The sequence below is a fragment of the Pedococcus soli genome (genome assembly GCF_054782575.1).
Window position 1 is genome coordinate 608857 of record NZ_BAAGSF010000001.1, and the last position, 13979, is coordinate 622835.

Below are 13979 nucleotides of genomic sequence, written 5' to 3' on the forward strand. Positions count from 1 at the left end.
GGCGTCCAGTCTCCCCCGTGTCCTCCGTCGGCCTCACAGCACCTTCTGCCACTCCCTCAGCCAGGCGTCCTGCACGTACCCGACCTCGCGGTTCACCGCGAGCATCGGGAGGTTGTCGTCGGCGTTCCAGGTGCGGATCCCGCTCACGCCGGGGAGCTCGTCCATCACGGCGAGCGTGCAGGCCGCCTTGAGGCGCAGGCCGAGACCGTGGCCGCGGTGCCCACGGACGACGAGGGTGTCCTGCTGGTAGGCCAGACCGTTCCGGTCGACCTGCACCTGGGTGTAGCCGACCAGCTCACCGGTGGAACGGTGCACGGCGAAGGTGTCCACCACCCGGCGTCCCATCGCGGCGATCTGCGCGTACGTCGACCGCACGCGGTCGGCGTCCCACACCTCTTCCTCGAGCCGCAGGTCACCGAGGGGGACGTCGGTGCTCATCCGCCGGCTCAGCTCCGCACGCCCCTCCAGCCACTCCTGCGGTATGCCGTCCCAGCAGGTCCGCATCCGGTACCCGTCCGCCCCGTCCCCGGCGAGGACGGCCTGCAACCGGTCACGGTCAGCGGGCAGGGGCAGGGTGTTGCGCCGCACCGTCTGCGCGGCGGCATACCCGCGGCTCGCGGCGAAGGCTCCCCCGTCGTCCTCGCGTCCCATGCCCCACTGCGTCTCGGCGGTGATGACCGAGCGCCCCGCCCGCACGGCCTCGGTCTCGGCCTCGGCGAGCAGCCGCGAACCGATCCCGGCGCGACGGTGGCCCGGTGAGACGGCGAGGTCGACGTCGGCGGTGTCGAGGTTGTCGTGCAGCGGCATGGCCAGCGTGACGGCACCGACGACGGTGTTCCCGACGACGGCAGCCCACGCGAGCCGCCGACGCTCGGTGCTGCGCAGCAGCTCACGCCGCTCCTCGAGGCCCCAGCTCGAGTGGGCCTCACCGAGGGCGTCCCGGCTCGCTTCCTCGTAGACATCGGCCCAGGCACGGAACACACCGTCCTGGGCGGGGTCCTCGGCGTCGACGCGCAGCACCCGGACGTCGGTGGAGGTCATCCCCCCAGCCTGCCGCCTCTCTGTCCCCGTCCGCCACCACGGTGCGAGCGGGATGGAACAGCCGCGTGCAGGTCCGCGTTGAACCGAGCGTGATATTCGGATCGCGAGCCAAGACCACGCTGCCCACCGCGGAGAGCGCCCTCACGGGCCGCTCCACGCGCCCGTTCCACCTCGACGGAACCCATACCGTCCTCAAGACCCCGCTCGAGGGCCCGTGGCCGGACGGCACCGAGGTGCTCTACATCGGCATGGGCTGCTTCTGGGGTGCCGAGCGCATCTTCTGGCGCCAGCCCGGCGTCGTGACGACGGCCGCCGGCTACATGGGCGGGTTCACTCCCAACCCCACGTACGAAGAGAGCTGCACCGGCCAGACGGGCCACACCGAGGCGGTCCTCGTGGCCTACGACCCGGAGCAGACCACCCCCGAGCTGCTGCTCAAGGAGTTCTGGGAGAACCACGACCCGACCCAGGGCAACCGGCAGGGCAACGACATCGGCACCGCCTACCGCTCTGCCATCTACTGGACCACCCCGGACCAGCAGCGGGCCGCGGAGGCGACGCGCGACGCGTTCCAGAAGGTGCTCACGGACCACGGCTACAAGACCATCACGACCGAGCTGCGGTCGGCGCAGGACGCCGGCCCGTTCTGGTACGCCGAGGACTACCACCAGCAGTACCTCGACAAGAACCCCGGCGGCTACTGCAACCACGGCCCCAACGGGATGACCTGCCCCGTCGGCCTGGTCAAGCAGGACCAGCTGCCCTCGCAGGAGAGCGTGCTGCGGGTCAACGACTCCTCCGGCAGCTGAGGCGCCCCGGAGCCCCCGGGCCCAGGGCACCCTGCGCTCCACCCCGCCACCACTACGGCACTGATCGCGTACGGCACTGATCGCGCTGCGCGATCAGTGCCGTAGTGCCGACACATGCCGGGGAGCGCTGCGGCCGCATCGGCCTAGGCTGCTGCGGTGCTGATCCGCGACGCCCGACCTGACGACCTCGCCGCCTTCGCGCCGATCTTCCGCCAGGTGGTCGACGACGGCGAGACCTACGCCTACCCCGAGGGCCTCACCGACGACGAGATCCGCGGACTGTGGTTCGAGCGGCCACCGGGCCGTACCGTCGTGGCCGTCGACGACGCCGGCACGGTGCTCGGCAGCGCCAAGATGGGACCGAACCGCCCCGGGCGCGGGGCCCACGTGGCGACGGCGAGCTTCATGGTCGGCGCGGCTGCCAGGGGCCACGGCGTGGGTCGGGCGCTCGGCGAGGAGATGCTGCGCTGGGCGGGAGAGCAGGGCTACGCCGCAGTGCAGTTCAACGCCGTCGTGGAGAGCAACACCGCTGCCGTCGCCCTGTGGAAGGACCTCGGGTTCGAGGTCCTCACGACAGTCCCAGCAGCCTTCGAATCCAGGAGCCACGGCCGCGTCGGCCTGCACGTGATGCATCGCCCGCTGTGACGGCCGCGGCCTCCTGGGCAGCACGCACCGCCTGCTGACGACGTTCCTCGCGCAGGACCCGCCAGCGCTCCACGAGCTCGTCCACGTCGACGATCCGTGCCCAGACGGGTGACCGCGGCCCGACACCCGGACGCAGGCGGTCCTCGCGGACCCGGTGGTTGTAGTCGGCGAGGACGGCGCGCACGCTCTCCTCGGTGCGCAGGTCCAGCAGCGACTCCGGGAACCCAGCGGCCTCCTTGCGCAGCGCCATCGACGGCGACATCGCCCCCGACAGGTCGAGGTTCTCGCGCTCGACCAGGCTCTTGACCCACCAGTCAGGGTCCTCCACCTCCGGGTTGCCGAGGCTGCGCAGCGGCTTCCCGGCGCCGGGCAGGTTGTCGAACTCCCCGCGCTCCTGCGCCTCCCGGATCGCCTTCTCCACCGGCGACTCCCACCGATCCACGTTTCGACCCTAACCCGGCCCCTGGCGGCGACGCACGCCCGACGGCACCGCTGCCCGTAGGGTCTGAGCATGCGCATCGTGTCCCTCCTGCCGTCGACGACCGAGATCCTGTTCGCGGTCGGCGCGGGACCCCAGGTGGTCGGGGTGACCTTCGAGTGCGACACCCCTGCCGAGGCGCGCGAGCGCACCATCGTGTCGACCACCGCGATCCCGGAGGGGTTGCCACCACACGAGATCGACGCCTTCGTGAGCCGGGCGATGGCCGCCGGGGAGGACCTCTACCACCTCGACGCCGGTGCCCTGTCGTCCCTCGACGCCGACCTCGTCGTCACCCAGGACCTGTGCGCGGTGTGCGCCGTGGACGTGTCGGTCGTGGACGACGCCCTCGCCTACCTCGGCTGCCGTGCCGAGGTCCTCACCATCGACCCGCACAGCCTCGACGAGGTGCTCGCCTCGGTGCTCACGCTGGGCCGGGCCAGTGGCCGGCCCGATGCCGCAACCGAGCTCGTGCGTGGTCTCCGGGCGCGGCTGGCCACCGTGCAGGAGTCCGTCTCCGGTGCGCCACGGCCGCGCGCGCTGGTCCTGGAGTGGACCGACCCGGCCTTCGCCCCGGGGCACTGGGTGCCCGAGATGGTGACCGTCGCCGGGGGCACCAACGCGCTCGGCGACGCCGGGGAGAAGTCCGTGCGGGTCACGTGGGAGGCCGTGCGTGCCAGCGCCCCCGAGGTCGTCGTCTGCGCGCCCTGCGGCTACGACCTCGAGGGGTCGACCGAGCTCGCCCACGCCGCGATCGCCTCCGGCGAGCTGCCGAGCGACGCACCCGTCTGGGCGGTGGATGCGAACGCAAGCTTCGCCCGCCCCGGGCCACGCCTCGTCGACGGCGTCGAGGCGCTGGCCGGGATCCTGCACCCCGAGCTCGCGCCACCGCCGCGCGCCGACATGGCGCGCCGCCTGCGCTGAGGTCCGAGGCCCTGGGGCGGGACGGTCAGCCGACGAGGGAGATGAGCAGGTCGGCGCGGGTCAGCACCCCGACCGGCTTGCCGTCCTCGACCACCATGATCGCGTCCGACTTCTCGAGCTCGTGCCGGGCGACCGACACCGGCTCGCCCGCGCCGACGAGCGGCAGCGAGGGCTCCATGTGCTTCTCGACCGGGTCGGTCAGGTGGGCCGAACCGTTGAACAGCGCCTCCAGCAGGGCGCGCTCGCTCACCGAACCAGCGACCTCCCCCGCCATGACGGGGGGCTCGGCACCGACCACGGGCATCTGCGACACCGAGTACTCGTGCAGGATCTCGATGGCGTCGCGGACGGTCTCGGTCGGGTGGGTGTGCACGAGGGCGGGCAGGTCGCCGGCCTTCTGGTGCAGCACCTCGCCGACGGTGGCCTGCCCCGCGCTGCGCATGAACCCGTAGGAGTTCATCCAGTCGTCGTTGAAGATCTTCGACATGTAGCCACGACCGCTGTCGGGCAGCAGCACCACCATGACCGCATCGGCTGGGAGGTCCTTGGCCGCACGCAGGGCCGCGACGACCGCCATGCCGCAGGAGCCACCGACGAGCAGGCCCTCCTCCTTGGCGAGGCGGCGGGTCATCTCGAACGAGTCAGCGTCGCTCACGGCGATCACGTCGTCGACCACCGACGGGTCGTACGCGGTCGGCCAGAAGTCCTCGCCGACACCCTCGACCAGGTAGGGGCGGCCGGTGCCGCCGGAGTAGACCGAACCCTCCGGGTCGGCGCCGATGACCCGCACGCGCCCGCCATCGCGGTCGGCCGAGGCCTCACGCAGGTAGCGGCCGGTGCCGGTGATGGTGCCGCCCGTGCCCACGCCGGCCACGAAGTGCGTGATGCGGCCGTCGGTGTCGTTCCAGATCTCGGGCCCGGTCGACTCGTAGTGCGAGGCGGGACCGTTCTGGTTGGCGTACTGGTTCGGCTTCCACGCACCCTCGATCTCGCGGACGAGGCGGTCGGAGGTCTCGTAGTAGGAGTCGGGGTGGTCGGGGGCCACGGCCGTCGGGCACACCACGACCTCGGCGCCATACGCCTTGAGCACGTCGCGCTTGTCCTGGCTCACCTTGTCGGGGCACACGAACACGCACTTGTAGCCCTTGCGCTGCGCGACGAGGGCCAGCCCGACACCGGTGTTGCCCGAGGTCGGCTCGACGATGGTGCCGCCGGGCTTGAGCTCGCCGGACGCCTCCGCGGCCTCGATCATCTTCAGCGCGATGCGGTCCTTCACGGACCCGCCGGGGTTGAGGTACTCGACCTTCGCGAGAATGGTGGCCGAGATGCCCTCGGTGACCGAGTTGAGCTTGACCAGGGGCGTGTTCCCGACGAGGTCGGCGATGTGCTCTGCGTACTTCACCGCCTCATCCTCTCAGACGGTTGAGGGAGGCCGGACCACGCCTCGTGGGGCACCCTGAGGTCAGGCACGACGTTGGTGAGGGACAGTCGGTGAGGTCGACGGAGCGAGGAGGGCAGTGATGGGTCGGGCACGCAGGGCACGCAGGATCGCCGCCACCGCGGCATACGGCGGTGGCGGGCTCGCAGCAGGGATCGGCGCCCTCGGCGCCCTCGGCTACGGCGTCCTCAAGGTCGAGGCCCGGATCGCCCGACGGCTCGTCGGCCAGCCCTTCGACGGCGCACCCGACGACAACGGCACGTATGGCGCGGGGTTCGGCGAGCCGGTCGAGCTCATCGTGCTCGGCGACTCCTCCGCGGCAGGGATGGGCGCCGACACCCCCCACCAGACCGTGGGGGCGATCATCGCCAACGGCGTCTCGGCCCTCACCGGCCGCCCGGTCCGCCTCACCAACACCGCCGTCGTCGGCTCCGAGTCGTCGGGGCTGGAGCTGCAGCTCGCCAACGCGCTCGACCGGGTCCCCCGACCCCACGTCGCCGTCATCATGATCGGCGCCAACGACGTCACCCACCGGATCGACAAGGCCATCGCGGTGCGCCACCTCGAGACGGTGGTGCGCTCGCTGCGCACGCTCGGCACCGAGGTCGTCGTCGGCACCTGCCCGGACCTCGGCACCATCGAGCCGATCCCCCAGCCGCTGCGCCTCATCGGCCGCCGCTGGTCGCGCGACCTCGCCGCCGCCCAGACCGTCGCGGTGGTCGAGGCCGGCGGGCGGACCGTGTCCCTCGGCGACCTGCTGGGGCCGGAGTTCTACGAGCGCCCCAAGGAGATGTTCAGCGCCGACCGCTTCCACCCGTCCCCGGCCGGGTACGCCCGCGCCGCGGCCGCCCTCCTGCCCAGCGTGTACGCCGCGCTCGGCGTGTGGTCCGGGGAGGGCGACGACGACCGGCTGCCCGACTCCCGGCGCGGCGAGGGCGTCGGCCCCGTCGCCGTCGCGGCCACGTATGCCGTGCGCGACCCCGGCACGGAGGTGAGCGCCACCCAGATCGCCGGCCAGGCCCGGGGCCCGCGTGGTCGCTGGGCCAAGCTGCTGCGACGCCCGCACGACCCCGTCCCCGACCGCCAGGACGACAGCCCCTCCCCCGACGGCACCCCGACCGGGACCGGCGACGTGCCGCCGTCGGGCGACGCGCCCTCCCCTGACGCGCCCGGCGAGAGCAAGGCCACACCGGGTGACCCGCGCCCGGACGAGGCCGCACGGCATACCATCGAGGCTGACTAAGCGACCGCTCACCCGGCGGTCGCCCTCGACGAGGAGGAACCCCCGTGACCGAAGCCGTCATCGTCTCCACCGCCCGCACGCCGATCGGCCGGGCGTTCAAGGGCTCGCTCAAGGAGATCCGCCCCGACGACCTGTCGGTGCAGGTCATCCGTGCCGCGCTGGCCAAGATCCCCGAGCTCGACCCGACCCTGGTCGAGGACCTCTACTGGGGCTGCGCCGAGCCGTCCGGCCGCCACGGCTCCAACATGGCGCGCGTCATCTCCGTGCTCGCCGGGTTCGACGGCCTGCCGGGCTCGACGATCAACCGCTTCTGCGCCTCCTCGGTGCAGACGACCCGCATGGCCTACCACGCGATCAAGGCCGGCGAGGGCGACATCTTCCTCTCCGGTGGCGTCGAGTGCGTCTCGCAGTACACCAACTGGGCCGGTGCGGGCGGCTCGGCGGGCGACGACCAGAACCCCGCGTTCAAGCCCGCGCAGGAGCGCAGCGAAGCCATCGCGAAGTCGAACGAGACCTGGACCGACCCCCGTGAGCAGGGCCTCGTCCCCGACGTCTACCTGTCCATGGGCCAGACCGCCGAGAACGTCGCGACCCTCAAGGGCGTCAGCCGCGAGCGCCAGGACGAGTGGGGCGTCTCGTCGCAGAACCGTGCGGAGAAGGCCATCGCCGACGGGTTCTTCGAGCGCGAGATCGCCCCGGTCACGCTGCCCGACGGCACCGTCGTCAGCAAGGACGACGGCCCCCGCGCCGGCGTCACGCTCGAGGCGCTGCAGGGACTCAACCCCGTGTTCCGCGAGCAGGGCACCATCACGGCCGGCAACTGCTGCCCCCTCAACGACGGCGCCGCGGCGGTCGTCGTCATGAGCGACACCAGGGCCGCCGAGCTGGGGCTCACCCCCCTCGCCCGCGTCGTGTCGACCGGCGTCTCCGGCCTCTCGCCCGAGATCATGGGCCTCGGCCCCGTCGAGGCCTCGCGCCAGGCGCTGGCCCGGGCCGGCATGACCATCGGGGACATGGACCTCTACGAGATCAACGAGGCGTTCGCCGCGCAGGTGCTGCCCTCGGCGGACGAGCTGGGCATGGACTTCGACAAGCTCAACGTCCACGGTGGGGCCATCGCCCTCGGCCACCCGTTCGGGTCCACCGGCGCCCGCATCACGACGACCCTGCTCAACGGGTTGTCCGCGCGTGACGGCCAGTTCGGCCTCGAGACGATGTGCGTCGGCGGCGGCCAGGGCATGGCCATCATCTACGAGCGCCTCAGCTGAGGTCCGCCAGGAGGCCCCGGAGCCGCGACGACAGGTCGTCGGCCCCGGGGTCTCCTGCTGCGCAGGCATCGTGGACGAGGACGGTCAGCTGGTCCATCAGGGCGCCGGGTCCGAGGTCGGGCAGCAGCGGGGCGTCGTCACCCGCGAGGTCGTCGAGCAGGGCCCGCACCGTCGGGACACAACGAAGCGCGTGGTCCAACGGCAGCTGATGCCACCGTCGGACCACGCGCTGGAGCTGTGTCGAGACCTCCTGCGGGACAGGTGATCTCGGGGGCACAGCCGAATGCTAGTTGTTGCGCAGGCGACCGAGCAGCCGCAGGATCTCGAGGTACAGCCACACGAGCGTCACGATGAGGCCGTGCGCGAGCAGCCACGAGTACTTCTCCGGCGCACCGGCCGCGATGGCGCGGTCGATCGAGTCGAAGTCGACGGCCAGCATGGCGGAGGCGAGGCCGATGGCGAACAGCGAGATGCCGATGCCGAGCGGGCCGGAGCCGCCGATGCCGAACGCGGTGTTGGTGACGAGGGCGTAGACGAGGTTGATCAGCGCGAAGATCGCGTAGCCGATGACCGCCATGGTGACGATGCGGCGGAACTTCTCGGTGACCTTGATGATGCCGGTCTTGTAGGCGATGAGCATGCCCGCGAACACGGACAGCGTCGCCAGCACCGCCTGGGCCACGATCCCGCGGAACACCGGGGTGCCGGGCGCGTCGAAGGCCGTGGCGTAGACGTAGCTGATGGAGCCGACGAGCAGGCCCTCGAACACGGCATACGCGACGATGAGCGGGACGCTCACGGTCTTCCTGAACGCGATGACCAGGCCGAGCACCAGGGTGGCGACGATGCCACCGAGCAGCAGCGGCATCCCGATCGAGGGCGTGAGCTGCCAGGCGATCGCAGCCACGACCACGACGATGGCGAACAGGCCCGTCGTCTTCATGACGACGTCGTCGATGGTGAGGCGGCGCATCTGCGCCGGGCCGGCGGCCGGCTGGTTGTAGAGGTCCTGCAGCTGCTGGGGCGTCATCGGGCCCGCGCCCGCGGGGGCGCTCGGCTGCTGGGGCGCGCGGCCGAAGCCTGCGTAGCCCTGACGGGATTCCTTCTCGATCCGGTCGAACACCGGGTTGCTGGCCATGCGTTGCTCCTTGAGGGGCGTCGTGCGGCCCTGCGGTCGGCCGCTCACCCCAGACTACGCGTGGGACCCACCCAAGAGTTCCCGTGCAACGCCACCTGTGGGTGCGCCGGAGATTTCACCTGCCGGGTATGGCGCCGCGCGGCCCGCGCGGAGGACGCTGGCGGTGTGCGGATCGCGAGCTTCAACGTGGAGAACCTCTTCGATCGAGCCAGGCTCCTGGGCGGCGACGACTGGTCGACGCACCGCACCCTGCTGGAGAAGTACGCGCGCCTGACCCGGCTGCTGCAGCGGCCGGCGTACACCGCGGACGACAAGGCGCTCATCGCCCTGCTGCTCGTCGACCTCGGCCTCGAGAAGTCCGACTCGGGGACCTACGTCACGCTCCGGCAGAACCGCGGACGGCTGCTCAGCCGGCCTCGCGCCGGCGGACTCACGGTGGTCGCCGAGGGACGCCGCGACTGGGTCGGCTGGCTGGAGCTGCGGACCCAGGCCGTCACCGAGCTCGCTACCCACCACACCGCGCTGGTGGTGCACGACCTGGCCGCGGACGTGCTGGGCGTGGTCGAGGCGGAGAGCCGCATCGCCCTGCAACGCTTCAACGTCGACCTGCTGCGCCCCGTCAGCGACCGCATCTACGGCCACGTCATGCTCATCGACGGCAACGACGACCGGGGCATCGACGTCGGCATCATGACGCGCGGGGACCACCCGATCGAGGGCATCGTCAGCCACGTCGACGACGCCGACCTCGCAGGCCCGATCTTCGGGCGGGACTGCCCGGAGTACTCCGTCAGCCTGCCCGGCGGTGGGCGGCTCCTCGTCCTGGTCAACCACTTCAAGTCCAAGGGGTACGGCAAGGCATCGGAGTCGGACACCCGCCGACGTCGGCAGGCTGAGCGCGTGGCGGAGATCTACCGGCAGCGACGGGCCGAGGGACACGAGCACGTGGTCGTCCTCGGCGACCTCAACGACTTCCCGGGCTCGGCTCCCCTGGCACCCCTGCTCGTCGGCACGTCGAGCGCCCCGTCGGACCTCAGGGACGTCTCGGCGCACCCCTCGTTCGACGACGGCGGCTACCCCGGCACGTACACAACCGGTCGGGCGGCCAACAAGATCGACTACATCCTGTGCTCGCCGGCCGTCTTCACGTCGATCACGGCCGGTGGCATCTTCCGCAAGGGCGTCTGGACCGCCTCACGGCGCTGGGAGATGTACCCGACCCTGACCCGCGAGCAGGACGCCGCATCGGACCACGCGGCGCTGTGGGTGGACGTCGACCTCTGAGCGACCTCTGGGCCACGAGGCGCACGGGGTTGGTGCACTGGTGCCCCCGACGGGGGTCGAACCCGCACCTGTGGCGATTTTAAGTCGCCTGCCTCTGCCAGTTGGGCCACGGGGGCGGGCCCAGTATGCCGCGGCTCAGCGCCCTCGGGACGCGAGTCGCCGGGCGCCGCTGGCCTGCAGCTGGATGACCGCCCGCGTCACGACCGGGACGTACCGCAGGCCGCGCCACGTCACGTGCGCCATGGCCCCGACCGGGATGACGGCCTTGTTGGCCGCGAGCCCGTCGACGCCACGCCTGGCCGTGAGCTCGGCCGTGAGGAACCGCGGCTGGAGCATCCTGACCCGCGACCGGACGCTGCTGCCGCCGAAGCTCGCCGGCGCCTCGTACATCGAGTCGAGCAGCGGGGTGTCGACAAAACCGGGGCAGAGCACGCTGACCTGGATGCCCAGCGACGCGGCCTCGGCACGCAGGGCCGTCGAGAGCCCGACCACGGCGTGCTTGGTCGTCGTGTACGGCAGCATCGACGGTGCCGGGATGAGGCCGGCCAGTGAGGCGGTGTTGAGGATGTGGCCGCTGCGCTGCACGCGCATCACCTCGTAGGCCGCCGTGACGCCGTTGATGACGCCGCGCAGGTTGACGTCGATGGCCTTGTCCCAGTGCCGCTGGTCGAGCTCCTCGAGGAGGCCGCCCAGGCCGATGCCGGCGTTGTTGACCATCACGTCGAGGCGGCCGTGCTCGGCGACGACGTCCTGCACGACCTGCCGGACGGCGGCCGCGTCGGCCACGTCCAGGGCGACGGCGGAGCACCACGGACCGAGCTCGGCGGCCGTCGCCTCGGCTCCCGCGAGGTCGAGGTCGGCCAGCACGACGTGGCTGCCCCGACCGACGAGCTCCGCGGCGATGGCCTTGCCGATGCCGGAGGCGCCTCCGGTGACGATGCTGACCTTGGGCTGGAACGGCTTACGCATCAAGGGATTCCTTCGTGGGACGTCGGGCGGTTTCTGCTCTGACCGGCTCGAACACGGAGTCGTCCATCGTCCGTGTGCGCCACCAGTAGGCGATGGTCGAGCCGGGCCAGAGCGCGGTGTTGTGGCCGAACCGGTCGAGGTACCAGCTCTTGCAGCCGGTCGCCCATACGGTGTGGCGCGACCTGCGGCGCATCTCCTCGGTGAAGGCGTCCTGCGCGGCCTCGGTCGTCACGCGCGCACCGCGACGGGCACGGTCGAGTCCCTGCAGGATGTAGCGGCTCGCGAACTCGGTCATCATGACGACCGAGCTGTGGCCGAGCCCGGTGTTGGGCCCGAGCAGGAGGTAGAGCTCGGGGAACCCGGCGACGGTGATGCCGAGGTGGCTGTGCGCGCCCTGCGACCACGCCTCGTCGAGGGTGCGGCCCCCGAGCCCGCGGATGCCCATGCGGTCGTAGCTGCCGGTGAGCGAGAACCCGGTGCCGAGGACGATCGCGTCCACCTCGTGCCGGGCTCCGCCCGCGGTGACGACGGCCTGCGGCTCGATCCGCTCGATGGGGTCGGTCACGAGGGTGACGTCGTCGCGGTCGAAGGCCGGCCAGTAGGTGCTGGAGAGCAGGATCCGCTTGCAGCCCAACGTGTAGTCGGGGGTGAGGGCGGCCCGGACCTGCGGGTCGCGCACCGACTTCGCGAGCTCCCGTCGCGCGATGCGCTCGGCCACCCGGGCGATGACGGGGAACCGCACGAACAACGGCGCCTGCGCCTCCATCCGCCAGTACGTGAGCCAGCGCACCGCCCGCTGCAGACCCGGGTGCCGACGGAAGGCCGTCTTGCGCCGGGCGCTCCACGGCAGGTCGCGCTTGGGGAGGGTCCACGCCGGGGTGCGCTGGAACACCGTGGTGTGCCCTGCCCGTGGTGCGAGCTCGGGCACGAGCTGCACGGAGCTGGCACCGGTGCCGACGACCGCGACGCGTCGGCCGTCCAGGTCGTCGCGCTCGGGCCACTGCGCCGTGTGCATGACCGCACCGGCGAAGTCGTCCAGGCCGGGGATGTCGGGACGGGCAGGCTCGTGCAGGGCACCGACCCCGAGGACGAGGGCGTCCGCGGTCCAGCGTCGCCCGTCCGCCGCGGTCAACGCCCAGCGCTCCCGCTCTGCGTCGTACTCGGCCGCCACGAGGTCGGCGCCGAAGGTGATCCGGTCGCGCAGGCCGTACCGGTCGGCGACCCCGCGCAGGTAGCCCCAGATCTCGTCGGCCGTCGCGTAGTCGCGGCTCCAGTCCGGCTTCTGGTCGAAGGAGAAGCTGTACAGGCGGGACGGCACGTCGCAGGCACAGCCCGGGTAGCGGTTGTCGCGCCAGGTGCCGCCCACGTCGTCCGCCCGCTCGAGGACGGCGAAGTCCTCGCCGCGCTGGGCGAGCCGGACCGCCATACCGAGCCCTGAGAATCCGGTGCCGACGATGACGACCCGGTGGTGGGGAGTGGCCATGAAGGCAACTTACCATCAGTAAGTTACCGGCGGTAGCGGTAGGCTGCGGGGCGTGCCCACGTCCACCTCCTCCCGTCGAGCCCCTGCCTCCCGCACCGGGACCTCCGCACGGCCCACCCGGGTCCGGATGCCGCGCGCCCAGCGCGAGGAGCAGATCCTCACGGTCGCCGAGCTCGTGTTCGCCGAGAACGGCTACTCCGCGACGACCATGGAGGACATCGCCGAGCGGGTCGGGGTCACCAAACCCCTGATCTACGAGTACTTCGGGTCCAAGGAAGGGCTGCTGTCGGCGTGCATCACCCGGGCCCGCACCCAGCTGCGCGAGGCGACCGAGTCCGCGTGGGAGTCCGTCGGCCCGACGGCCTCGCTCGAGGAGGTCTTCCGCGCCGGCATCCACGCGTTCTTCACCTTCATCGACGGCCACGCGACCGCGTTCGTGCTCATCCAGCAGGAGGGCGCCGTCGCCTCCCAGGCGAGCCCGCTCATCGAGTCCATCCGCGAGCAGCAGTCCGCGGCGACCGTGGCGGCCTTCCGGGCCGCCCCCTCCCTCGCGGGCGTCCCCGAGACCCTGCTCGAGGGGTATGCCGAGGTGGTCATCGGTGCCTGCGAGCGGCTGGCCGTGTGGCGGACCACCCGGCCCGACGTCGGGGTCGAGGACGCCACGGACATCGTCGTCTCGAGCGTGTGGGGCGGCCTCGCGGCCCTGGTGCCGTCGGCCGGGTGAGCCGGTCAGCAGCCGTTCGAGCCGGTCAGCGGCCGGGTGACTGCGAGACGGTCGTCCCGCGCAGCATGGGCCCTGCGAGCAACGTCGTGATGGCGGACGGCGCGCGCCCCGGGTCCAGCAGGGCACCCACGACGGCCTGCTCCTGGGTGGTGCCGGCCAGCCCTGCGTCGGGATCGGCCACCGCCGCCCCCGCCGGACCAGCGAACATCGACGGCAGGGCGGAGAACGACGGGTTGGAGGGGTAACCACCCACGTTGTCGGTGCCGTCGTCGAACTTCTTCCCCGGCACGGGACGGGCCTGGGACGTCCTCGGGTGCGGCAGGAGCCCACAGCTCGCCGGCCGGTGCTCGCCCCAGCGCGGCTCCTCCCCCGGGGTGTACCCCGGACGCTGCGGCGCGACCTCCACCGTGATGTGGAACTGCGAGTCCCGGAACGCCTCGTCGATCCGCGGACGCCAGTCCACGAGGGCCTCGGTGAAGCACGGGTACTGCGGCGAGTACTTCGCCAGCACCGCCAACGTCGGCCGCTGCACCTG

General features: G+C 72.0%; 15 protein-coding genes and 1 tRNA gene. 7 read left to right on the forward strand and 9 right to left on the reverse strand.

Annotated features, from left to right (window positions below):
* Positions 1-33: 33 nt before the first annotated feature.
* Positions 34-1041 carry a GNAT family N-acetyltransferase gene (locus ACYVKF_RS02710; RefSeq protein ID WP_460964664.1) on the reverse strand — a complete coding sequence of 336 codons (1008 nt, stop codon included), beginning with the start codon at positions 1039-1041 and terminating at the stop codon, positions 34-36.
* Between the two features lie 92 nt (positions 1042-1133).
* Here ACYVKF_RS02710 and msrA point away from each other — a divergent pair, with 92 nt between their 5' ends.
* Positions 1134-1850 (forward strand): peptide-methionine (S)-S-oxide reductase MsrA, encoded by a 717-nt coding sequence (gene msrA, locus ACYVKF_RS02715; protein ID WP_369818823.1) that lies wholly within the window; start codon positions 1134-1136, stop codon positions 1848-1850.
* Positions 1851-2006: 156 nt separating this feature from the next.
* Positions 2007-2495 (forward strand): GNAT family N-acetyltransferase, encoded by a 489-nt coding sequence (locus ACYVKF_RS02720; protein ID WP_460964666.1) that lies wholly within the window; start codon positions 2007-2009, stop codon positions 2493-2495.
* Here ACYVKF_RS02720 and ACYVKF_RS02725 read toward each other — a convergent pair.
* Positions 2419-2937 carry a DnaJ family domain-containing protein gene (locus tag ACYVKF_RS02725; protein WP_460964668.1) on the reverse strand — a complete coding sequence of 173 codons (519 nt, stop codon included), beginning with the start codon at positions 2935-2937 and terminating at the stop codon, positions 2419-2421. The genes ACYVKF_RS02720 and ACYVKF_RS02725 overlap by 77 nt on opposite strands.
* A 69-nt stretch (positions 2938-3006) precedes the next feature.
* On the opposite strand from ACYVKF_RS02725, the gene ACYVKF_RS02730 reads away from it, so the two are divergent.
* Positions 3007-3897 (forward strand): cobalamin-binding protein, encoded by an 891-nt coding sequence (locus tag ACYVKF_RS02730; RefSeq protein ID WP_460964670.1) that lies wholly within the window; start codon positions 3007-3009, stop codon positions 3895-3897.
* Positions 3898-3922: 25 nt separating this feature from the next.
* Here ACYVKF_RS02730 and ACYVKF_RS02735 read toward each other — a convergent pair whose 3' ends face one another.
* On the reverse strand, positions 3923-5299 hold the full coding sequence (locus ACYVKF_RS02735) for a cystathionine beta-synthase (protein WP_056916596.1): 1377 nt from the start codon (positions 5297-5299) through the stop codon (positions 3923-3925).
* A 118-nt stretch (positions 5300-5417) separates the two neighbouring features.
* Between ACYVKF_RS02735 and ACYVKF_RS02740 the strand changes: the two genes are divergently transcribed.
* Together ACYVKF_RS02740 and ACYVKF_RS02745 are read left to right on the forward strand one after the other, a co-directional pair.
* Positions 5418-6578: an SGNH/GDSL hydrolase family protein gene (locus tag ACYVKF_RS02740; RefSeq protein WP_082552972.1), complete on the forward strand. Its 1161-nt coding sequence runs from the start codon at positions 5418-5420 to the stop codon at positions 6576-6578.
* Positions 6579-6622: 44 nt separating this feature from the next.
* Positions 6623-7846, forward strand: a complete 1224-nt coding sequence (locus ACYVKF_RS02745) for an acetyl-CoA C-acetyltransferase (RefSeq protein WP_460964673.1) — start codon at positions 6623-6625, stop codon at positions 7844-7846.
* On the opposite strand, the gene ACYVKF_RS02750 is transcribed toward ACYVKF_RS02745, so the two are convergent.
* Both ACYVKF_RS02750 and ACYVKF_RS02755 read right to left on the reverse strand, forming a co-directional pair.
* The gene (locus ACYVKF_RS02750; protein WP_235529108.1) at positions 7839-8015 is read right to left on the reverse strand and encodes a hypothetical protein; all 177 of its coding nucleotides are present in this window, start codon (positions 8013-8015) and stop codon (positions 7839-7841) included. The two genes, ACYVKF_RS02745 and ACYVKF_RS02750, sit on opposite strands and share 8 nt — an antisense overlap.
* Positions 8016-8132: 117 nt before the next feature.
* Positions 8133-8984 (reverse strand): Bax inhibitor-1/YccA family protein, encoded by an 852-nt coding sequence (locus ACYVKF_RS02755; RefSeq protein ID WP_056918551.1) that lies wholly within the window; start codon positions 8982-8984, stop codon positions 8133-8135.
* A 165-nt stretch (positions 8985-9149) separates the two neighbouring features.
* Here ACYVKF_RS02755 and ACYVKF_RS02760 point away from each other — a divergent pair, with 165 nt between their 5' ends.
* Positions 9150-10268 (forward strand): endonuclease/exonuclease/phosphatase family protein, encoded by a 1119-nt coding sequence (locus ACYVKF_RS02760; protein WP_460964676.1) that lies wholly within the window; start codon positions 9150-9152, stop codon positions 10266-10268.
* Between the two features lie 38 nt (positions 10269-10306).
* On the opposite strand, the gene ACYVKF_RS02765 is transcribed toward ACYVKF_RS02760, so the two are convergent.
* From ACYVKF_RS02765 to ACYVKF_RS02775, 3 genes are all read right to left on the reverse strand, one after another.
* Positions 10307-10384 (reverse strand) — tRNA-Leu (locus tag ACYVKF_RS02765).
* A 19-nt stretch (positions 10385-10403) separates the two neighbouring features.
* The gene (locus ACYVKF_RS02770) at positions 10404-11237 is read right to left on the reverse strand and encodes an SDR family NAD(P)-dependent oxidoreductase (protein WP_056916592.1); all 834 of its coding nucleotides are present in this window, start codon (positions 11235-11237) and stop codon (positions 10404-10406) included.
* Positions 11230-12720 (reverse strand): flavin-containing monooxygenase, encoded by a 1491-nt coding sequence (locus tag ACYVKF_RS02775; RefSeq protein ID WP_460964678.1) that lies wholly within the window; start codon positions 12718-12720, stop codon positions 11230-11232. The genes ACYVKF_RS02770 and ACYVKF_RS02775 overlap by 8 nt, the downstream gene beginning before the upstream one ends.
* A gap of 52 nt (positions 12721-12772) precedes the next feature.
* On the opposite strand from ACYVKF_RS02775, the gene ACYVKF_RS02780 reads away from it, so the two are divergent.
* On the forward strand, positions 12773-13444 hold the full coding sequence (locus ACYVKF_RS02780) for a TetR/AcrR family transcriptional regulator (RefSeq protein WP_235529107.1): 672 nt from the start codon (positions 12773-12775) through the stop codon (positions 13442-13444).
* Between the two features lie 25 nt (positions 13445-13469).
* Here the strand turns inward: ACYVKF_RS02780 and ACYVKF_RS02785 are convergent.
* Positions 13470-13979, reverse strand: a 510-nt coding sequence (locus tag ACYVKF_RS02785; protein WP_460964680.1) for an MCE family protein, incomplete at its 5' end; no start/stop codon positions are given.